Source organism: Candidatus Methanomethylophilus sp. 1R26 (assembly GCF_001481295.1).
Lineage (GTDB): Archaea > Thermoplasmatota > Thermoplasmata > Methanomassiliicoccales > Methanomethylophilaceae > Methanomethylophilus.
Genome location: NZ_LOPS01000037.1, coordinates 24,237 through 42,878, shown reverse-complemented (window position 1 = coordinate 42,878; position 18,642 = coordinate 24,237). Strand labels below are relative to the sequence as shown.

Genomic DNA, 18,642 nt, shown 5'->3' with positions numbered 1-18,642 from the left:
CTTCATTTCCACTGGAAACTGAAAAAGGATATGGGTGTGAAAAAACAGCCTCTGCGGAACTGCGAAAACAGGCGGCGGAATGCCTGCCCGAGCGATGATGATGAAGATCGATGATGAAAAGCTGTCAGCCGAACGGCTGAAAAGCCGAAAGAGAGAAAGGACGCCGGCGTACGGCCGCGCGTCAGATGAAATTGTTTCACATGAACTCGCCGATCGCCCAGAAGCAGACGATGGCGACGCAGACGGCCGCGATGCAGCCGACGATGGTGAGGTAGCCTTTCATTTTGGAAGTCTCCTGTCAGACGGGCGATTATACCCTTCCCATTATAAAATCGTTCATCTGAAGGAACGGCGAAAATAACCTGCCGGCGGTTGGGAAAAACAATCCTTATATCTTCGACCCGAAGTAAAGGGTTCCACGGGAAAGGGTGGATTTTCGAGTGACGGCAGATTCGCTTTTCAAAAAGTATCTTGAGAAGAAGAACAGGCTGATCAAGGACAGGAAGATCCTCGACAAAGAGTATCTTCCGGACCAGCTTCTCCACAGGGATAATGAGATCGGAGAGATCGTCGACATCATCGCACCTTCGCTCGGCAGGAACAAACCTTCGAACATCCTCATCATCGGCCAGACCGGGACCGGGAAAACTGCGGTCGTGAAATATATCGGCAAAGAACTGGAGAAAGCGGACAAGGGGAACAACTGCAGGAGCATCTATGTCAACTGCGAAGTCGTCGACACTCCCTACTCCATACTCTACAACATCGCCAACCAGATCATCACCGACCCGAACAGGAAGATCCCGTTCACCGGATGGTCGCTCGAGAAGATATTCAACGAGCTCTCCGTCTACATCGACGAAGAGGACAAGATCTTCCTCATCGTCCTCGACGAGATCGATATGTCGTTCAGGAAGAACGGCGACGACATCTTCTACTACCTGACGACGATCAACGAGATGCTGAAGAAATCGAGGGTATCGATCATCGGCATCACCAACAACTCGATGTTCGCCGAGAAGATGCTAACTCCGAAGATCCGCAGCAGGCTCGGAGAGGAGAAGATCGTCTTCCCCCCCTACACTCCGGAGCAGCTCATCGATATCCTCCGCGACAGGGCGAAATACGCTTTCTATCCTGACGCGCTCGACGAGGCCGTCATACCTTACTGCGCCGCCATCGCCGCGCAGGCCTCGGGAGATGCGAGGAAGGCCCTCGACGTCCTCCGTGTCTCCGCCGATGCCGCCGAGAGGAACGACGATCTCAAGGTGACCACCGCCCATGTCGATTACGCAAGGCAGAAGCTCGAGCTCGATGCTGTCTATGAAGTGGTCAAGAACCTCACCGAGCAGTCGAAATTGGTCCTGATGAGCATCATCAAGACAGAATCCGGATCAGATAGCGGCAGCGTCACCACCGGGAACGTCTACTCGACCTATGTCAAGATCAGCTCCGCCATGGGATACAACGTGCTGACCCAGAGGATGGTCGCCAATTTCATCTCAGAGCTCGATATGCTCGGCATCATAACCGCCAGGGTCAAATCGTTCGGCCGTCAGGGCAGGACCAAGGAGATCGAGAAGGTCTCCGAGAACATCGTGGACATCCTCGAGAGGGACGAGATCTTCAATAACACCAATTTCAATGCCTTCAGGAAAGGGAAGCAGACGCAGTTCAACGTCGATTCCTGATCGGTTCTCGGAGTTCTCAAAACCTTTTTCCACCCCCATATCCTTTTTCAGTTTCCAGTGGAAATGAAGGGGTGGGGGTATGGGTGCTAGGTCCCGTTTTCCCAGCATATCGTTCCTGCGAGTTCCAGTGGAAATGATGGGGTGGGGGTGCCGCCGCCCGGCATCAGTGCCCGCCTTTCACGGCCTTCCTCAGATGCAGCGTATCGAGGGCGAAACCGACGCCGATGACAGACAGGAAAACGGTCGTCACGGCCGAGATCAGGTACCAGATGCTGCTGGGGGCCCAGGAGTTCAGCGCGCTGTCGTTGCCGTTCATGATCAGCTTCACGGACCCGGCCCAAGGGAGCTCCATCCATGCGGTTGCCTTTATGGAGTCTTCCGTCACCAGGCCGGAGACGATCCCCAAGGCCTGATCGAAGTTCGTGTTCGTATCGGCATTGTCCCCCATGGTGAGATATCCGCTGCCCGAGAGTCTCGAGAGGTTGATCTCTGCGGTCTTCCCGCCGTACCCGACGTCGTACAGGGACAGTATGCCGGACAGTTTCGACGAATCGGTGCTGCCGTCGCAGTACCACAGAGGATTCCCGTCTGCATCCGTGTAATATTCCAGCCCCCTTCCGGAGAATGTGCCGTCGCCGTTAGATTCCAGGTAGAGGATCGCACGATGGATGACCTGGTTCTGGTTAGTCCTCTCATAGATGATCACGTCCCCGTACTCCCCGAACATCCTGTAGCCAGATGCATATCCCTCGACGTACGTGACCGGCTCATGCTTGGAAGTGTCCCTGAGCAGTATCATGTCCCCGGTATCGATTATCCCCACTTCCGAATCGTGGGAATGCTGCATCGACTGCGAATCGACAACGGTGAAGGGCGGGCTCACGCCCGACGCTTCATCCACCGCCACCTTGATCCCGACCACGGCGGCGATGATCGCTATCACCGCGACGATAAGCACGGCGTTCTTCCTCATCGGACCCCTTAACGCAGGGGATGATAAACTAATTATCCGCCGTAGGGCATGGTACGGGCATGGAAAGGCCCTCCCCCGACAGGTATTTCATGGATATGGCCGAACTAGTCGCTACGCGCTCCACCTGCCTCCGCAGGCATGTCGGGGCCGTGATAGTGAAGGACAAGCACGTCCTGTCCACCGGGTACAACGGCGCCCCCAGAGGTGCCAGGCATTGCGAGGAGACCGGCTGCCTCCGCATCGAGCTGAACGTCCCGTCGGGTACCCGCCACGAGCTCTGCCGCGGCGTACATGCGGAGCAGAACGCGGTCGCCCAGGCGGCCTATTTCGGCACCAGCGTCAAAGGGGCGACCATCTACACGACCACCTTCCCCTGCTCCCTCTGCGCCAAGATACTCGTTAACGCCGGCATCGCCGAGATCGTGTACGACGAAGGGTACATGGACGACCTGTCGAAGGAGATACTCTCAGAGACCCAGATGAAGATCCGCCATGTCGAGGGCGACGAGATCGAGACCTTGTCCAAGAAAGCCTGAAGATCACTGCCGGGAGGGCGTTCCCTCCTGCTTATCATTTAAAAACATTTTCACTGACCGGTACAGGCCCGATAATGCCAGCCAGGCGGTGTTTTTCCTTTATAATAACGAATCCAACCCGCTGTCTTATATATTTTCAGTCGGTTACGTCACCCCACGAATAAGTCGGGGAGTGTAATTTGAGCCGAACTGACATACTTTCGGAAATAAAGGAGGCTGAGTCCAGAGCGGATGAGACGGTCGCCAAGGCCGAATCTGAGAAAAAAGCCGCTGTGGCTCAGGCCCGCAGGGATTCCGTCGCAAGGATCCAGGCCGAGAACTCTGCAGAGTCCTCTGCCTATGAGTCCGCGATGGCGGAGGAGCAGGCTGCCCTTGATAAGGAGAAAGCCGAGGTGCTCGCCAAAGGCCGCGCCGAAGCCGATTCCATCGGAGCGTCTGCCCAGGATAAGATCAAGGAAGTCAATGATTTCCTCGCGAAAGAATTCGAGAGTGCGATTAATGCTTCTTCCTGAGTCGATGAGTAGGATCGTGATTGTGGGCACCAAGGCCCGCCTCGCCGACGCTATCAACGCGTTCTATGACGAGAAGGCCCTCCACGTTATCGATCATGCCACCGGCGACGACGGGCTCTCCATCGGCACCCCCATCGAGGGGACGTCCAAGCATCCGAGAGGCTGCTGAAGGTCAAAGCCCTGGAGAAAGAGCTCGGGATCAAAAAGAAGACGAAGACGGAAAACATCGCCGTGGAGGATGTGCAGGAGCGCATCGCCGCCGGGGATGTTGAAAGCGTCGAAGACGAGGTTCTCAAGACCGTCGACGCCAGGAATGATCTTACCCAGTCAATCGCTGAATTAAACGCCAAAAAGAAAACCTACGAGATTTTGCAGAGGCTTCCGCTGACCCTCGACCAGTATTCCGGCTACAAATCGCTGGATGTCGTCGTCGGGACCGTCAGCGAGAACCCGGCCAAGCTGGAGATCGCGGACTCCGAGATCTTCTCGTCCTACGACAAGAAGACCGGCGGCGTCGTGGCGGTGTTCCTCAAGGCCGGACGCAAGGCCGAGGCCGCTGAGGCCCTGGCACCCTTCGGTTTCGCGGAAGTGTCCGTCCCTGCTCAGGCCGGGAAGGTTTCCCCCGCCGACGCCGTCGCGGAGATCGACTCCGAGATCGCCGACAAGACCGCCAAGGTCGAGGAGGCGGGCAAGGAGCTCGAAGCCCTCAAATCGAAATACATGTCGTTCCTCAAAGGAAGCGACGAAGAACTGTCCATCGAGGTCGAGAAAGGGTCCGTCCCTCTCAGGATCGCGGTGAGCAAATACGCCTACGTCATGGATGCCTGGGTCCCCACCAAGAAGGTGGATTCTGTCAAGGCCGACCTCGAGCAGAAGCTCGGGGATGACATCTATGTGGAGTTCCAGGAGACCCGCGGAAGGTCCCTGGATGAGACCGAGAAAGCGGAACCCCGCTTCCAGAAGGTCCCGACCAAGCAGAACAACGGAGCCATAGTCAGCGAGTTCGAGTATGCGACCTCCATGGTCGACGTGCCCAAGTACCAGGAGGTCGACCCGACCGTCCTGATCGCCATCTTCCTGCCCCTGTTCTTCGGCTACATGATCGGAGACCTCGGCTACTCGATCCCGTTCATAATCATCGGGGCCTACGGCCTCAAATACGCAAAGAACAAGGACTGGAGGTCCATCGGGCTCGTCCTGTTCTTCGGAGGAATCTGGGGAGCTATCTTCGGAACCTTCTACTACGGCGAGATGCTGGGTATGCATTTCATCGGCGGAGGATACTCCGACGGCCAGTGGTATTGGTACGAGGACAGCGCCGCGCTGACCGACGAGGCCGGCAGCAGAGGAACGAACATCACCTGGGACTGGATTCTCGGAGTGCATTTCCCCGAGTGGTTCTACGACATGCTGCCCAATGTGGGCCACGCTCACGCGATGTTCACCGGAGAAGGAGTTTCCAAGCTCGAGGACGTCGGCTTCCTGCTGAAGATGTCTGTGTACATCGGTATCGTCCACCTGTTCATCGGGCACATGACCGGGTACTACAACATCAGCATGCAGCACGGAGGCAAGACCGCCTTCATACACAAGGGCGGCCTCATAATGATGTTCTTCGGAATGATCTTCCTGTGCTATGCCCTCACCGACTACATGTTCAACGATGCTTCCCTGACGGAAGGCATCGCCATGTACACTCTGGTCATCGGCATAGTGCTGCTGATCGTCGGCCTTGTGATCAACACGAAGGCGGAGGGCGCCATGACCGCAGTCATGGCAGTTCCCGAGCTTATCGGTCAGATCCTTTCCTACACCCGTCTGGCGGCTATCGCCATGTCGAAGGCAGGTATGGCCCTGGCATTCAACTACATCATCTTCCTCATGATTATCCCCAAGGGGGACGTTATGGGGCAGCAGGTCTTGGACGGCGTCACGTACAACATCGCCGGACTCGATTGGACTGCCAACATCGCGTTCCTCATCATCGCGATACTCATGTTCGGCTTCCTGCACCTCGTTGTCTGGACCCTCGGAATCCTCTCGGCAGGTCTGCACGCCCTAAGGCTGCAGTACGTCGAGCTCATGATGAGGTTCTTCGACGGAGGAGGGAAGAAGTTCGCGCCTCTCTCCGAGAAGCGTGTCAAAACCTATTTCGGCAAACAGATTAAACTCAACACCAAGGAGATTTGAATAAATGGCAATTGTTGATGGAGTTTCGGACAACGGAGCAGGACTTATCGCTATCGGAGCCGGCCTTGCGGTCGGACTCGCCGGAATCGGAACCGGTCTCGGTGAGAAAGACATCGGTGCCGCGGCAGTCGGTGCGATCACCGAGGACGCCTCCCTCTTCGGAAGGGCAATGATCTTCACCGTCCTGCCTGAGACTATCGTCATCTTCGGTCTCGTCGTCGCCGTCATGGCAATGTTCGTCCTGTGAGTCTAGAGGCCTGCAGATGGCGCTAGACAGCGTGACGAAGGAGATCCAGGCATCCGCCGAGGCCTCCGTCGCCAAGATCCGCGAGGATCAGGCGAAGGAGATAGCCGCCATCAAGGAGCAGACGGACGCCCAGATCGCCAAGATGAAAGAGGCCCAGGAGAAGAAGGTCGCCGCGGCCAAGGAGATGCTCGGCCGCCAGGAGCGCTCCAGCGCCGAGCTGGAGAGCAAGAAGATCGTCCTCGCCAAGCAGAAGGAGGTCCTCGGCCAGGCTTTCGACTCCGCGCTTGCGGAGCTCGAGAACGCCCCCAGGTCGAAGAGGCTCGCCGACTACAAGGCGATGGTCGCTTCCGCCAAGACCGTCATCCCCGACCCCATCGCGGTCATGTCCCCCAAGGAGGACTTCACCGCGACGGAGCTCGGCGTCAGATCGGTCGAGACCGACGCGCTCGTCGCTTCGGGGCTCATCCTCAGGAGCGAGGACGGGTCCTTCGAGGCCGACATGCAGTACCGCGTCATCCTCCAGGGCATCTGGGACAAGAACCTGAAGAAGATCTCGGACATCCTGTTCGGGTGATACGATGTTCGCACGCAGCGGCAAAGGCAACTTCTCGTACACCTCGGCAAGGGTCAAGGCCAAGAAGTCCAAGCTCCTCAAGGAGGAGGACTACAACAAGCTCCTGATGATGTCCGTCCCGGAGATGTCCCAGTACATCTCCGAGGCCGGCTACTCCAAGGAGATGGCCGATTACGCGGGCCGCTACAGCGGCCTCACCCTGCTCGAGTACGCGACTTACGCCAACATGTCGAAGGCCTTCCGCAGCATCCTGAAGTCGTCCACCGGCGAGCTCAGCAACATGGTCGATGCCTACTTGGCGAAGTGGGACTTCGAGAACTTCAAATCCATCCTCCGCGGGAAGAAGTACGGCCTCTCGGCCGACCAGATCCGCGAGGACATGGTCCCCGCGGGGAACCTCTCCGCCGAGGACCTGGAGAAGCTCATCGCAGCCAACACGCCGGAAGATGCGCTGGCCCAGTTCGCCAAGAAGACCAACATCACCGTCCCTGACGATGCTGTCACGGCCCTCAAGGAGAACAACAACCTCCAGCCCATCGAGGACGCGATGGTGAAGAGCTACTACAGGAAGCTGCTTGCTTCGATCTCGAAGCAGGACCGCCCCACCGACATCTTCCGCACCTACATCAAGGACTGCATCGACATCAAGAACGTCGAGACCGTCATGAAGTTCAAGGCCGACCGCATATCCGGCGACACCGTGGCCCAGTTCTGGATCCCCGGCGGCGCGGAGATCGACGAGAAGGTCATGGCGCAGATCGCCGCCGCGCCCGATGTGAAATCGGCGCTGAACGAGATGCAGAACCTCAGGATGTACGCGGACATCAAGGACGAGCTGTCGGACGACTCCAGCATCCTGGACGTCGTCGCGGCCATGGCCCGCTACAAGGCCAAGCTCGCCAACAAGGTCGGCCACATGTACCCCCTGTCCGTCATCCCGGTCGTGGACTACATGATCCACAAGGAGAACGAGGTCAGGAACATCAGGATGATCGCCCACGGGACCGATTCCGGGCTCGACAGGGAGACCATGAAAGGACTGCTGGTGATCTGAGATGGAGATCGCGGTTATCGGCAGCGACGAGTTCACCCTGGGCTTCCGCCTTGCGGGGGTCAGGCTGGTGTACGTCGCCGGCAAGGAAAACTATCAGGAGAAAATGCAGGAAGCGATGTCCGATGCCAATGTCGGAATCCTCGCGGTGAACGCGAACGACCTGCAGTACCTACCCAACGCCTACAGGACGAAAGTGCTTGACTCGATCAAGCCGGTCGTCGTCCCCGTCGGCGGGGACCAGAGCGACCTTCGCGAGAAGGTTAAGAGAGTCATTGGCGTTGATCTATACAAGACAGAGGATGAATGATGAGCACTGAGGGTGTAATTTACAGGGTCGCTGGTCCTGTCGTGACCGCCACCGGCATCTCCCCCAAAATGCACGATGTCGTGCATGTCGGGAACGAGCAGCTGATGGGAGAGGTCATCAAGATCGTCGGCGACCGTTCAATCATCCAGGTTTACGAAGACACCACCGGAGTCAAACCCGGTGAGCCCGTCACCAACACCGGCCTGCCCCTGGCAGTCGAGCTCGGACCCGGGCTTCTGACCTCCGTTTACGACGGAATCCAGAGGCCCCTGCCCGTCCTCCGTGAGATGACCGGCGACTTCATCGGCCGCGGAGCGACCGCACCTGGACTCAACAGAGAGACCAAATGGGACTTCACTCCTACCGTCGCGGTCGGAGACGAGGTCGGAGCCGGCAGCGTCGTCGGAACCGTCCAGGAAGGCCCCATACTGCACAAGATCATGCTCCCCCCCAACGCTAAGAAGGGGAAGGTCGAGAAGATCGAGGCCGGGTCCTTCACCGTGGAGGAGCCCGTCGTTACCGTCGACGGCGTCAGCTACCCCATGATGCAGAAATGGCCCGTCCGTTCCGCCAGGCCTGTCGCGGAGAAGTACAACCCCGATGTTCCCCTGATCACCGGGCTCCGCGTGCTCGACACCCTGTTCCCCCTCGCGAAGGGAGGAGCGGCGGCCATCCCCGGTGCGTTCGGTACCGGGAAGACCGTCACCCAGCAGTCTCTCGCGAAGTACTCCGATGCGGACATCGTCGTCTACATCGGATGCGGAGAGCGCGGGAACGAGATGACCGAGGTTCTCACCGAGTTCCCGAACCTGAAGGATCCGAGGACCGGCGAGTCCCTCATGAAGAGGACCATCCTGATCGCGAACACCTCGAACATGCCTGTCGCCGCCCGTGAGGCGTCCGTCTACACCGGCATGACCATCGCTGAGTACTTCAGGGACATGGGATATAATGTCGCGCTCATGGCCGACTCCACCTCCAGGTGGGCCGAGGCCATGCGTGAGATCTCGTCCAGGCTCGAGGAGATGCCCGGCGAGGAAGGATACCCTGCGTACCTTTCCGGAAGGCTCTCCGAGTTCTACGAGCGTGCCTGCCGCGCCAAGGCCCTCTGCGGCGACGACGGGTCCATCTCCGTCATCGGAGCCGTCTCCCCTCCCGGAGGAGACCTTTCCGAGCCTGTTACCCAGAACACCCTGCGTATCGTCCGCGTCTTCTGGGCGCTCGACACCAAGCTCAGGGAGAGGCGTCACTTCCCGACCATCAACTGGCTGACCTCGTACTCCATGTACGACGCCCAGCTGGCGCCCTGGTTCCAGAAGAACGTCGGCGATGACTTCCCCGCCCTCAAGCAGTGGGCCATGAAGGTCCTGCAGAAAGAGGCCGAGCTTCAGGAGATCGTGCAGATGGTCGGTTCCGACTCCCTGCCCGATGAACAGAAGATCACCCTCGAGATCGCCAAGATGATCCGTGAGATCTACCTGCAGCAGAACTCCTTCCACCCCGTGGACTGCTACTGCCCGCTTTCCAGGCAGTACAAGATGCTCAGCATGATCAAGAAGTTCTCCGACCTCGCCGACAAGGCCCTCAAGGCAGGCGTCGCGGTGGACAAGATCATCTACATCCCCGTCAGGCAGAGGTTCCAGCAGGCCAAGTTCGAAGAGAAGATCGACGAGGAGCTCGTGGCTGTCGACAAGGACATGGACGAGCAGTTCGCCAAACTGGAGGCCTGAACATGGCAGAGGTTGCAAAAGAGTACAAGACCATCGATGAGATCGCCGGCCCCCTCGTGTTCGTGAAGAACACCGAGCCCGTCGGCTACAAGGAGCTCGTCTCCGTCAGGCTCTCCGATGGGTCCATCAAGAGAGGAGAGGTCCTCGATTCCTCCGACGACATGGTCGTCGTTCAGATCTTCGAGGGCACCGACGGTATCGACAGGGCCGCATCCGTGAGGTTCCTGGGCGAGACCATGAAGATGCCCGTCTCCAAGGACATGCTCGGACGTGTCCTGAACGGAGCCGGAGACCCGCTGGACGGCGGCGCCAAGATCGTTCCCGAGAAGGAGCTCGACATCGCCGGAGCAGCTATCAACCCGTGGGCCAGGGACTCCCCCGCCGACTTCATCGAGACCGGTATCTCGACCATCGACGGGATGAACACCCTCGTCAGGGGTCAGAAGCTCCCTATCTTCTCCGCATCCGGTCTTCCCCACAACGATATCGCTCTCCAGATCGCCAGGCAGGCCAAGGTCCGCGGCGAGAACGAGGAGTTCGCTGTCGTGTTCATCGCTCTGGGTATCACCAACGAGGAGAAGCAGAAGTTCATGAACGAGTTCGAGAGGACCGGCGCCCTGAAGAACGCCGTCGTCTTCCTGAACCTCGCCGACGACCCCGCCGTCGAGCGTATCGCCACCCCGCGTCTGGGACTCACCACCGCGGAGTACATGGCGTTCGACCTCGGGATGCAGGTGCTGGTCATCATGACCGACATCACGAACTACTGCGAGGCGCTCCGTCAGGTCGGAGCCGCCCGTGAGGAAGTCCCCGGAAGGCGTGGCTACCCCGGTTACATGTACACCGACCTCGCTCAGCTCTACGAGCGTGCAGGTAAGATCAAAGGGAAGAAGGGTTCCATCACCCAGATCCCCATCCTGACCATGCCCGGGTCCGATATCACCCACCCGATCCCCGACCTCTCCGGTTACATCACCGAGGGCCAGATCGTGCTGTCGATGGACCTGTACAGGGCCGGTATCTACCCGCCCGTGAACGTCAGCAGCTCCCTGTCGAGGCTGATGAACAACGGTATCGGAGCCGGCAAGACCCGCGACGACCACAAGGCCGTCTCGGACCAGCTGTACGCCTCCTACGCCGAGGGTAAGGACCTCCGCGGGCTTGTCGCCATCGTCGGAAAGGACTCCCTGAACGCTAAGGACAGGAAGCTCCTCGACTTCGCCGACATCTTCGAGGACCGCATCGTCCGCCAGGGCATCGACGAGGACCGCTCCATCGAGACGACCCTCGACATCGCCTGGGACATCCTGAAGGAGCTCGACATCGACCAGCTCACCAGGATCGACAAGAAGTACATCCAGAAGTACCTCCCCAAGAAGGAATGAGCGATGCCTCAGGATGTCGTACCTACCCGCTCCGTGCTCCTCGACCTCAAGAGGAGGATCAAGCTGTCCCAGTCGGGGCACAAGATCCTCAAGATGAAGAGGGACGGCCTCATCATCGAGTTCTTCGAGGTCCTGGAGAAGGCGAGGCAGATGCGCGCCGGTGTCAGCTCCGACTTCCAGCAGGCGATGAAGAAGATCACCATCGCCCGCGCCATCGACGGAGAGGTGGCCGTGAGGAGCGCCGCGTACGCTCTGAACGCCCGCCCCGAGGTCAAGCTTGGCAGCAAGTCCATCATGGGAATGATGGTCCCGAAGGTCGAGGCCACGTCCATCCACACCGATCTCCTGAACAAGGGGTTCGGTGTCCTGGACACCTCGGCCTACGTGGAGGAGGCCTCGGCCGCCTTCGAGAAGCTCCTCGAGACCCTCGTCAGGGCCGCCGAGGTCGAGACCACCATGAAGAAGCTCCTCGATGAGATCGAGAAGACCAAGCGCCGTGTCAACGCGCTTGAGTTCAAGATCATCCCCGACCTCAAGGACTCGGAGCACTTCGTCAAGTTCCGCCTCGAAGAGATGGAGAGGGAGAACACCACCCGCCTCAAGCACATCAAGGGCAAAAGCTGATGAAATCTCTTGAAGACCGCCTGGATGAGATTAAAGAGGACCCAGTAAAGCTGCGGCGCACGTTCACGGCTATCTGGGTCATCGCCTACGGCATGCTCATCTTGGGGGCCTTCATCATCATCTGGATCCTCGCAGAACAGCTGCTCTTCTGAAACCCCTTTCGGGGCCTTCGGCCCCATTCTTTCATTTTAGATTGCCAGGCCGCAGCAGCAATCACTTCATGAAGTTCTTCATGACGACCCTGCCGGTGCCCAGGTCGACGATCGGCATGATGCAGGGGTCGGGGGTTGAAGTTGTGCATGGCCTGGTAATCCGTCTGGGCCTGCCATGTGCTGGCATTGATCATCTTGACCCCGTGGTACTCCATGGTGCCGGCGCCGTGGACATGCCCGGACACGAAGATATCGGGCTCCTCCTCCATAACGAGGTAGTCCTTCTTCTCGGGCGCAAGGGCGTTCCTCATGCCGTACATGGGCGCAAGGTGCCTTCTCAGGGCCATCTCCCTCATGACGGCGAGGGGGTCGTCGTAGGACATCCCGCGCACGGCGGAGATGAAATCATCGATGCTCTTGCCGTGGTAGGAAGTGACCTTCCTGCCCTCGATCTTCAGCCTTATGGGGTTGCCGGTGAGGGTGACATTGGAATCGAACCCGTGGGCGTACATCTCCGATATCGCCGGCTGGGGCTCGGCGAGCCTGCAGGCGTCATGGTTGCCGGGGTGGAGGATGATCTTGATGTCATCAGGTATCTCCTTCACATACTCGGCGAGGGTCTCGTACTGGCGGTAGATATCGTCTATCTCCAGGTCCGCCTCCTGCCCCGGATATGCGCCTATGCCGTCCACGACGTCGCCGGGCATCACGATGTAGTTCAGGCCCATGTCGTAAGCGTTCGCTTTGAGCCAGGAAATCATCCTCTCCCAGCTTGTTTTCAGGAACTCCTTCGAGCCGATGTGGATATCGCTGAGGAAGGCCACCGACGACGTGGAATCGCTGACCTCCCAGGTGTGCCTCTTGGAGATGTCCGGGCGGACGACCTTGTCGGCGACGAAGAGGGTGCCGCGCTCCATCTTCTTCCCGGTTATCCCGATGACCTCGTCGTTGATGTAGATGTTATCGGCGTAGGGGGAGTCCTTCTTTATGAGGACGTTGCAGGTCCCGGTCTCGTCCTCGACCGTCAGGATAGTATGGCCTTTCTGGCTCTGGCGCACCTCGTAAACCATCCCGACGATGTTGACCTGGCGGTCGAACTGCATCGCATGGGCGATGCTGGTGGACATCGTGAAGTCCTTGTGGCTCGATATTATGCGCTTGAGCAGGTTGTACCTGCTGCGGAAGTAGGCCGTGAAATCCTGGATGGTCCCTTCGCAGGTCGAGTTCCCGGTGATGTCCGATCCGGGCACGATCTCTATGTCCAGGTCCCGTTTGTTGCGGGGCTTGGCGGTCTTCTCCTTCTCGAAGAGGGCCTTGTCGCCGTTCAGGAAGTCGATGACATCCTCCTTGGTGACGAACATCTTGTTCCCGGCCATCGCATTGAGCATGGTGTTGACCATCTCCATGGGGTAGCCGTTCGAATCGATTATCTCGAGAGCGTCGGGCGAGAGGAACAGTTTCCTCCTAGATGCCGCGTCGAGTATATCGTCCTTCATTGACCGAGGCTATCGCAACGGGGTTATATAGTGATGGGGTTGCGACCAGCGGAACATTGCAGCGGGCTGATTCTGGCACTTATTCTGCAAATCCAATTAATACCTGCCCGCCGATTCCGAGACCATGGCTAGAGTGACGGTATCCTGCCCTGTCTATCCGAGCGAGGACCCTGATAAGGTCAGGGCCGCTGTGCTCAACCTCTTCCCCACGGCCGAGCTGGCCCTCGCCGACGGGGTCCTCTCGGGCCCTGCCGACCTGGTGCGCTTCTCCCAGAAGATCCGCGAGCAGAGGATCCTCGATACCGCCCGTTCCCAGTTCCTCAAAGGCGAGCGCAGGGGGCATACCGTTGCGACCATCAGGCTGAACAAGCAGGTCGCCACCGTCGGCAAGGTGTCCTTCGTGGACTATCGCACCGTCCTCGGCACCATCGACGTCACGGTGGAGGACGAGGACCTCGATGCGCTCATCGACCGGGTGGCGCCTGTTACCGTCAACGGTGAGGAGGTGAGCTGCTGACCGTCATAGGAGTTTCCTGCCCTGACTTCGGCAAGGAGGATTTCCAGCCCTGCCTGGCCAAGATATCGGCGGAGTTCTCCCACTGGGAGATATTCTCGGAGTACAAGCACGCCGTCCAGAAGATATCCGGCCTTCTGGGCACAGGGGAGGCGAACGGCATGACCTTCACCGTTCACTCGGCGATAGCGGATACCAACGCCGCCGCCCTCAACGACCGCATGAGGGAAGCATCATGCATGGAGTTCATGTCGGAGATGGAGGCCGCCGTGGAGTTCGGGGCCCAATGCATAACCGTCCATCCGGGGATCGTCAACCTCGCCATGACGGACATGCGCGAGAAATCGATCCGGGCGTCCAAGGATACCATGCGCCTCCTCGACCGCGCCCAGACAGAGTACGGCGTGCGCCTGGCCATCGAGAACATGCCGGATGTGCCGGTTATGCTGGGCGTGAAGGCGTCGGAGCTCGAGGAGATCGTGGCCGGGACGGACCTGGGGATATGCCTGGACGTCGGGCATGCCAACACCTCGGGCCAGCTGGACGCCATGATCGATGCTTTCAGGGACAGGATAGTTACGTCCACATCCACGACAACAACGGGAAGAGGGACGAGCACCTCACCATCGGCGACGGTTCCATCGATTTCCCGGCGGTCATGAAGAAGCTGTCGTTCTACAAGGGAAGGTACATCATCGAGTCCAGGAACCTGGAGTCGGCCGTGGAGTCCCAGAAGCGCCTCAGGGACATGATCACCAAGGCGTTCTGATCCCGGTTTGCTTATCTGGGTCAGTGCCTTCCCCATTGGTCCTTCATCGGGGGAAGGCTCTCCGTCATGTCCGGCATGCCCTTCAGGTCGAGCAGCTCCTTGTTAGGCTTCACGAGCCAGTAGACGAGGATGACGGCTCCTGCCGCCATGAGTGCCAGTTCTCCGAGTACGCCGCCTGCGAAGACGGTGACCGTATCGTTCAGGAAATGGGCGAGCACGCTTGCGTAAAGGCCGTATTCCGTGTACAGGTATCCGAAGATGATCCCGCCGGCCGCGGCATCGATGATCTTCACCCAGCCCCATCCGTCGTAATGTGCCAGACCGAATATGATCGATGATATTATGATGAAGACCAGGGCCGCCTTGGACATGCCGAACCCGCCCATGAGGTACTGCAGGGAACGGCGGTCCTTCTTCCACAGGAACCCGAGCAGCGCCATCGGGATCCCGATCCATACGAGCCTGAACGCCAGCTCCTCGTTCAGCCCGGCCATGAACAGCAGGGCGTTGAGGTCCCAGACGCGGAAATCGTCCATCCATGACGAGTCCGCGTCCGCTCCCGCCGAGGACATGAGCAAGAGGTAGACTATCGACAGGAAGAGGGAGACGCTCAGGCAGGAAGCGGCGGCCGAGAGCCCGCTGTGCTCCGTGCGGTCGGACGACGTGCCGTACTTCCCGGCTGTCCTCTGATAGGATATGACCGCATATGCCAGGAACAGGGCGAATAAGACGTAGGCGATCAGGATGTACGCCCTGAAGGCGTTCCCTCTGAGGGGGATCGAGAAGGCATTCACGAGGCCGAGGGGGACGTAGATGCTGTACGAGTAGCGGTCGGCTATGCCCAGGACGTCTCCTACGTGGACGGTGTAGACGATCAGGGACGCCGTGCAGAGCAGGATGAAAAGGAGGGTCACCGCGGTGACGGTGCCCCTCATGAACGGGTGCTCCGGCCCATCCTGCATCCCGGACGGGTACGGCTGTGTTCTTCCTTCTCCGAGGTAGTTCCCGCAGTACCTGCAGTATCTGGCGCCCGCCGCGCCTGATCGGCGCATCTGGGACATCCGGAACTGCTCATGCCGGAAAGATCCCTCCCGCATCTCGGGCAGTATTTAGCGCCTTTGGACGCATAATAATTGCAGTATCTGCAGTTATTTTGCTCCATAATCGGACCTCAGCAGGGAAACGACCCCTTCTGCGCGTTCCGTCTCCACCACGGCCAGCAGGCTCCTGCGGTAGTTCGCGGTGTCGGCGATCTCGCGGGCGATGTGCTCCTCCCGCCTGTGGCTGAGCTTCGAATATCCCCTTATGGACGAGATGTGGTCGTCCCACATGGCCGCGAGGGCGTGCGGGTCGGGGGCGTCCATGGCCTTCTTCATCCCATTCTTGGCCAGGCGGTGCTCGGAGGTGAACTCGGTCACCCTGACGCACTGCATGTACGCGGTATCGTAATCGTAATCGCTCATGTCGAGGGGGATAACGGTCTTGCCGTCCGACCTGCAGAGGTCCACGAGCTCGCAGAAGGCGGGCGACGGCACCTGTATCTCCCCGAAGCGGGACATCTTCTTCGCATAGACGATGTCGAGCTCGGACACCGGGACCTCGTCGGTGCCGATCTCCTTCCTTTTGGCGAGGGCGTCCAATCCTTCGATGCTCATCGAGGCCCCGTATGCCTCATGCCCCGGGTAGTTGGCCCTGACGACATCGGCCTCGGAGAGGAGGCCGTTGACGACAGGCAGGACGTCCACCGTGCAGTTCCCGATGCTCAGGCGCAGAGGCGAGTTCATTTCTTGGTGCTCCGGCTGAGGACGATGTCGGTCAGCTGGTCCTTGTCGTCTATCTTCTTGAGCTCGTCGTCGGTGACCAGGGCGGTGCTGCGGATCCTCTCGTGCTCCGGCTTCTTGCGGACGATGACGACCGAATGCCTGTGCGAGAGGTTCGAGAGCTCCGACACGATAAGGGCCTTCTGGATCAGCTTGCTCTCTTCGTCGCCGACGCCCGTGAGGAGGACGGTGTTGCTGTCCGAGTCGCGGGTGATGGCATCGAACGGCCCCCTGACGATCGGGGTGATGGAGAACCCGATGTTGACGAGCCGGTCGAGCTGGTCGGAACCGGTCTTGCTGCCGGTCCCCTTGACCTCCTTGGCCTCGACCTTCTCGTCCTTGGCGTAGGTGAAGGGGTCCAGAGGCTCGATGATGTCGGTGCCGAGGAACTCCTCCAGGCGGAGGGCCGCATCGATCATGGCGCCCATCCCGTTCTCGTACATCTGGATCGTGCGCCTGGACACTCCGGCGGTCTCGGCCAGGGTCCCCAGGGATATGCCCCGCTCCTCGCGCAGCTCCCTCAGGGTGTCGCTGTCTATCTTCACGTACAGCCCGCCGGGGGCGGCGAATATAAACGGGGGCACCTCCTCGAGGAGCTGGTCCGCGAGGGTCTCGTTGGAGATGATGGGGATCTTGAACCTCGTGTAGATGATGCCCTTCTCCAGCTTCCCCGAGCTGGAGGTCTCCCCGATGATCATGGGGGAGGCGTCGAGAGCGTTCGACATGATCTTCATCTCGTTCGCGTTCTCGCGGGAGAACGCGTCGACGTTGCTGAGGACCTTGATGATCAGGAGGGTGCTGCCCCTGCGTCCGACTACGTCGAAGCAGATGCTCCTGATGCTGATTGCGGACGACACGTCGAACCCGGCCTTCGCCAGGATGGCGCGCGTCGTGTTGATCATGTCCTCTCTGTTCATGATATAAAACGATGTTTATCCTTCTATAAAGCGATTGTTCAGTCGGAGAGGTTCATTGTTGATCCAGGGGCCCTTCCGCTCTGAGAGCGAGGGACAGCGTGCCCTCGGCGATCCTCAGGGACACGGGCTCCGGCCGCACCCTGACCGGGAGCGGGACGGTCTCCGCTATGCTCTTGAGCATCGAATCGGAGGTTATGCGGACGCGCCGGGGGAGATGTCGATCATGATACCCAGGCGGCCGGACCTCTGGAGGACCATGTCGACCATGACGAGGTCCCCGCCGAGGATCGCCCTGGCGGAGCCCGGACGGTCGTTGGTCGTGCCGCTGACCGATGATATCCGCATGCGGTAGCGCACATGGCGCCCGCTGCTGTCCGAATATTCCTGCCTGGAGAGGGAAACCAGCCCCGGGACCGTGAAACCTTGGTCTGCAGGGCACTGCGATTGGTCCTTGTTCCTTCTGATGCCGAGCACGCGTCCTTGACGCAGATGCGGCAATAAAACAATGATGCCGGGAGCCTGGGGAACGGGGGCGGCCGATGGAGGTACGGACGGCCGCCTTCCCGGCATTAAACGGGGCCTTATTCGGGCCCCGACTGCGATCACTGGACTTCGATATGCCGCGTGATCTCCGCCGGCTTCACCGGCTTGAGCTCGACCTCCAGGATGCCGTTGTTGTACGTCGCCTTCGCGGACGCGATGTCCACGTCGCACGGCATGGCGAGGGTCTTGGTGAACTTCCTCTTGGGGGTGTCCACCGATATAGTCAGGCTGTTCGCGGTCCCGTCGAGCTTGATGTCCTTCTTGTCGACGCCGGGGATCTCCGCAGTGGCGCGTACCACCCCGTTGTCCTCTACGACGTCGGTGAGAGGCTCGGCTATCATTCCGAAGGGCGTGCTGCCGATCAGCCCGCGGTCCCCGGAGGTGTTGCCGAACTCCTGGTAGTGGGGCACCCCGTCGGGCCCCTGGTACATCGTGTACCCGTAGGTCTTGACGCCGGGGGCGCTCTTCAGGGAGTCGAACATCCTGTTGAGCCTTCTGTTCATGTCCTCGAAGTCGTTCTCGAAGAGGCGGCCGAAGTCAGCCCACATGTCATTCATATTGTCATCATAGTCTGTCATTCTAATCACCTCAATTCTCCTGTCTGGGTA

At 59.4% G+C, this 18,642-nt stretch carries 23 protein-coding genes; 15 read left to right on the top strand and 8 right to left on the bottom strand.

The window, feature by feature from the left end:
* Positions 1-94: 94 nt before the first annotated feature.
* Together AUQ37_RS10055 and AUQ37_RS06655 are read left to right on the top strand one after the other, a co-directional pair.
* Complete coding sequence (locus AUQ37_RS10055) at positions 95-361, top strand: hypothetical protein (protein WP_157844334.1); 267 nt, start codon at positions 95-97, stop codon at positions 359-361.
* A 79-nt stretch (positions 362-440) separates the two neighbouring features.
* The gene (locus AUQ37_RS06655; protein ID WP_058747931.1) at positions 441-1,691 is read left to right on the top strand and encodes a Cdc6/Cdc18 family protein; all 1,251 of its coding nucleotides are present in this window, start codon (positions 441-443) and stop codon (positions 1,689-1,691) included.
* Between the two features lie 163 nt (positions 1,692-1,854).
* Here AUQ37_RS06655 and AUQ37_RS06650 read toward each other — a convergent pair whose 3' ends face one another.
* Positions 1,855-2,664 (bottom strand): hypothetical protein, encoded by an 810-nt coding sequence (locus AUQ37_RS06650; protein WP_058747930.1) that lies wholly within the window; start codon positions 2,662-2,664, stop codon positions 1,855-1,857.
* Positions 2,665-2,723: 59 nt separating this feature from the next.
* Here AUQ37_RS06650 and AUQ37_RS06645 point away from each other — a divergent pair, with 59 nt between their 5' ends.
* From AUQ37_RS06645 to AUQ37_RS06600, 11 genes are all read left to right on the top strand, one after another.
* Entirely contained in the window at positions 2,724-3,200 is a 477-nt protein-coding gene (locus AUQ37_RS06645) for a dCMP deaminase family protein (protein WP_058747929.1), read from the top strand.
* Positions 3,201-3,550: 350 nt separating this feature from the next.
* A complete protein-coding gene (locus tag AUQ37_RS10255) occupies positions 3,551-3,712 on the top strand; it encodes a hypothetical protein (protein ID WP_162262205.1) in 162 nt (53 codons plus the stop codon).
* A 4-nt stretch (positions 3,713-3,716) separates the two neighbouring features.
* Positions 3,717-3,881: a hypothetical protein gene (locus AUQ37_RS11355; protein WP_201013828.1), complete on the top strand. Its 165-nt coding sequence runs from the start codon at positions 3,717-3,719 to the stop codon at positions 3,879-3,881.
* A gap of 62 nt (positions 3,882-3,943) precedes the next feature.
* Entirely contained in the window at positions 3,944-5,902 is a 1,959-nt protein-coding gene (locus AUQ37_RS06635; RefSeq protein WP_201013827.1) for a V-type ATP synthase subunit I, read from the top strand.
* 4 nt (positions 5,903-5,906) lie between these two features.
* Positions 5,907-6,149: an ATPase gene (locus tag AUQ37_RS06630; protein WP_058747927.1), complete on the top strand. Its 243-nt coding sequence runs from the start codon at positions 5,907-5,909 to the stop codon at positions 6,147-6,149.
* A gap of 16 nt (positions 6,150-6,165) precedes the next feature.
* The gene (locus tag AUQ37_RS06625) at positions 6,166-6,723 is read left to right on the top strand and encodes a V-type ATP synthase subunit E (RefSeq protein ID WP_058747926.1); all 558 of its coding nucleotides are present in this window, start codon (positions 6,166-6,168) and stop codon (positions 6,721-6,723) included.
* A 4-nt stretch (positions 6,724-6,727) separates the two neighbouring features.
* Positions 6,728-7,777: an ATP synthase A1 subunit C gene (gene ahaC, locus AUQ37_RS06620; protein WP_058747925.1), complete on the top strand. Its 1,050-nt coding sequence runs from the start codon at positions 6,728-6,730 to the stop codon at positions 7,775-7,777.
* Between the two features lies 1 nt (position 7,778).
* Positions 7,779-8,084 (top strand): V-type ATP synthase subunit F, encoded by a 306-nt coding sequence (locus AUQ37_RS06615; RefSeq protein WP_058747924.1) that lies wholly within the window; start codon positions 7,779-7,781, stop codon positions 8,082-8,084.
* Positions 8,084-9,814, top strand: coding sequence for a V-type ATP synthase subunit A (locus AUQ37_RS06610; RefSeq protein ID WP_058747923.1), 1,731 nt, complete (start codon positions 8,084-8,086; stop codon positions 9,812-9,814). Before AUQ37_RS06615 ends, AUQ37_RS06610 begins: the two co-directional genes overlap by 1 nt.
* A gap of 2 nt (positions 9,815-9,816) precedes the next feature.
* Entirely contained in the window at positions 9,817-11,199 is a 1,383-nt protein-coding gene (locus AUQ37_RS06605; protein WP_058747922.1) for a V-type ATP synthase subunit B, read from the top strand.
* Between the two features lie 3 nt (positions 11,200-11,202).
* The gene (locus tag AUQ37_RS06600; RefSeq protein ID WP_058747921.1) at positions 11,203-11,823 is read left to right on the top strand and encodes a V-type ATP synthase subunit D; all 621 of its coding nucleotides are present in this window, start codon (positions 11,203-11,205) and stop codon (positions 11,821-11,823) included.
* An 85-nt stretch (positions 11,824-11,908) separates the two neighbouring features.
* Here the strand turns inward: AUQ37_RS06600 and AUQ37_RS06595 are convergent, their stop codons facing one another.
* A complete protein-coding gene (locus AUQ37_RS06595; protein WP_201013826.1) occupies positions 11,909-13,471 on the bottom strand; it encodes a DNA-directed DNA polymerase II small subunit in 1,563 nt (520 codons plus the stop codon).
* 124 nt (positions 13,472-13,595) lie between these two features.
* Between AUQ37_RS06595 and AUQ37_RS06590 the strand changes: the two genes are divergently transcribed.
* Both AUQ37_RS06590 and AUQ37_RS06585 read left to right on the top strand, forming a co-directional pair.
* Positions 13,596-13,988 carry an RNA-binding domain-containing protein gene (locus tag AUQ37_RS06590; RefSeq protein WP_058747920.1) on the top strand — a complete coding sequence of 131 codons (393 nt, stop codon included), beginning with the start codon at positions 13,596-13,598 and terminating at the stop codon, positions 13,986-13,988.
* 158 nt (positions 13,989-14,146) lie between these two features.
* Positions 14,147-14,647, top strand: a complete 501-nt coding sequence (locus tag AUQ37_RS06585; protein WP_058747919.1) for a TIM barrel protein — start codon at positions 14,147-14,149, stop codon at positions 14,645-14,647.
* 127 nt (positions 14,648-14,774) lie between these two features.
* On the opposite strand, the gene AUQ37_RS06580 is transcribed toward AUQ37_RS06585, so the two are convergent.
* From AUQ37_RS06580 to AUQ37_RS06560, 6 genes are all read right to left on the bottom strand, one after another.
* Positions 14,775-15,815: a CPBP family intramembrane glutamic endopeptidase gene (locus AUQ37_RS06580; protein WP_157844330.1), complete on the bottom strand. Its 1,041-nt coding sequence runs from the start codon at positions 15,813-15,815 to the stop codon at positions 14,775-14,777.
* A gap of 87 nt (positions 15,816-15,902) precedes the next feature.
* Complete coding sequence (locus AUQ37_RS06575) at positions 15,903-16,538, bottom strand: hypothetical protein (protein ID WP_058747917.1); 636 nt, start codon at positions 16,536-16,538, stop codon at positions 15,903-15,905.
* Positions 16,535-17,491 carry a transcriptional regulator gene (locus tag AUQ37_RS06570; RefSeq protein WP_235584991.1) on the bottom strand — a complete coding sequence of 319 codons (957 nt, stop codon included), beginning with the start codon at positions 17,489-17,491 and terminating at the stop codon, positions 16,535-16,537. Before AUQ37_RS06570 ends, AUQ37_RS06575 begins: the two co-directional genes overlap by 4 nt.
* A gap of 52 nt (positions 17,492-17,543) precedes the next feature.
* Positions 17,544-17,672 (bottom strand): hypothetical protein, encoded by a 129-nt coding sequence (locus AUQ37_RS13050; protein ID WP_255354898.1) that lies wholly within the window; start codon positions 17,670-17,672, stop codon positions 17,544-17,546.
* Between the two features lie 11 nt (positions 17,673-17,683).
* Complete coding sequence (locus tag AUQ37_RS06565; RefSeq protein WP_058747916.1) at positions 17,684-17,965, bottom strand: hypothetical protein; 282 nt, start codon at positions 17,963-17,965, stop codon at positions 17,684-17,686.
* A 128-nt stretch (positions 17,966-18,093) separates the two neighbouring features.
* Positions 18,094-18,612 (bottom strand): Hsp20/alpha crystallin family protein, encoded by a 519-nt coding sequence (locus AUQ37_RS06560; protein WP_058747915.1) that lies wholly within the window; start codon positions 18,610-18,612, stop codon positions 18,094-18,096.
* Positions 18,613-18,642 lie beyond the last annotated feature (30 nt).

Excerpts from the sequence above, each read along its gene's own strand:
- AUQ37_RS13050 (WP_255354898.1), bottom strand. The coding sequence starts at position 17,672 with ATGCTCAAGAGCATAGCGGAGACCGTCCCGCTCCCGGTCAGGGTGCGG.
- AUQ37_RS06560 (WP_058747915.1), bottom strand. The coding sequence starts at position 18,612 with ATGACAGACTATGATGACAATATGAATGACATGTGGGCTGACTTCGGC.
- AUQ37_RS11355 (WP_201013828.1), top strand. The coding sequence starts at position 3,717 with ATGAGTAGGATCGTGATTGTGGGCACCAAGGCCCGCCTCGCCGACGCT.
- AUQ37_RS06625 (WP_058747926.1), top strand. The coding sequence starts at position 6,166 with ATGGCGCTAGACAGCGTGACGAAGGAGATCCAGGCATCCGCCGAGGCC.
- AUQ37_RS06645 (WP_058747929.1), top strand. The coding sequence starts at position 2,724 with ATGGAAAGGCCCTCCCCCGACAGGTATTTCATGGATATGGCCGAACTA.
- AUQ37_RS06580 (WP_157844330.1), bottom strand. The coding sequence starts at position 15,815 with ATGTCCCAGATGCGCCGATCAGGCGCGGCGGGCGCCAGATACTGCAGG.
- AUQ37_RS06630 (WP_058747927.1), top strand. The coding sequence starts at position 5,907 with ATGGCAATTGTTGATGGAGTTTCGGACAACGGAGCAGGACTTATCGCT.
- AUQ37_RS10055 (WP_157844334.1), top strand. The coding sequence starts at position 95 with ATGATGATGAAGATCGATGATGAAAAGCTGTCAGCCGAACGGCTGAAA.
- AUQ37_RS10255 (WP_162262205.1), top strand. The coding sequence starts at position 3,551 with ATGGCGGAGGAGCAGGCTGCCCTTGATAAGGAGAAAGCCGAGGTGCTC.
- AUQ37_RS06575 (WP_058747917.1), bottom strand. The coding sequence starts at position 16,538 with ATGAACTCGCCTCTGCGCCTGAGCATCGGGAACTGCACGGTGGACGTC.
- ahaC (WP_058747925.1), top strand. The coding sequence starts at position 6,728 with ATGTTCGCACGCAGCGGCAAAGGCAACTTCTCGTACACCTCGGCAAGG.
- AUQ37_RS06570 (WP_235584991.1), bottom strand. The coding sequence starts at position 17,491 with ATGAACAGAGAGGACATGATCAACACGACGCGCGCCATCCTGGCGAAG.
- AUQ37_RS06615 (WP_058747924.1), top strand. The coding sequence starts at position 7,779 with ATGGAGATCGCGGTTATCGGCAGCGACGAGTTCACCCTGGGCTTCCGC.
- AUQ37_RS06605 (WP_058747922.1), top strand. The coding sequence starts at position 9,817 with ATGGCAGAGGTTGCAAAAGAGTACAAGACCATCGATGAGATCGCCGGC.
- AUQ37_RS06610 (WP_058747923.1), top strand. The coding sequence starts at position 8,084 with ATGAGCACTGAGGGTGTAATTTACAGGGTCGCTGGTCCTGTCGTGACC.
- AUQ37_RS06590 (WP_058747920.1), top strand. The coding sequence starts at position 13,596 with ATGGCTAGAGTGACGGTATCCTGCCCTGTCTATCCGAGCGAGGACCCT.
- AUQ37_RS06650 (WP_058747930.1), bottom strand. The coding sequence starts at position 2,664 with ATGAGGAAGAACGCCGTGCTTATCGTCGCGGTGATAGCGATCATCGCC.
- AUQ37_RS06600 (WP_058747921.1), top strand. The coding sequence starts at position 11,203 with ATGCCTCAGGATGTCGTACCTACCCGCTCCGTGCTCCTCGACCTCAAG.
- AUQ37_RS06585 (WP_058747919.1), top strand. The coding sequence starts at position 14,147 with ATGACCTTCACCGTTCACTCGGCGATAGCGGATACCAACGCCGCCGCC.
- AUQ37_RS06595 (WP_201013826.1), bottom strand. The coding sequence starts at position 13,471 with ATGAAGGACGATATACTCGACGCGGCATCTAGGAGGAAACTGTTCCTC.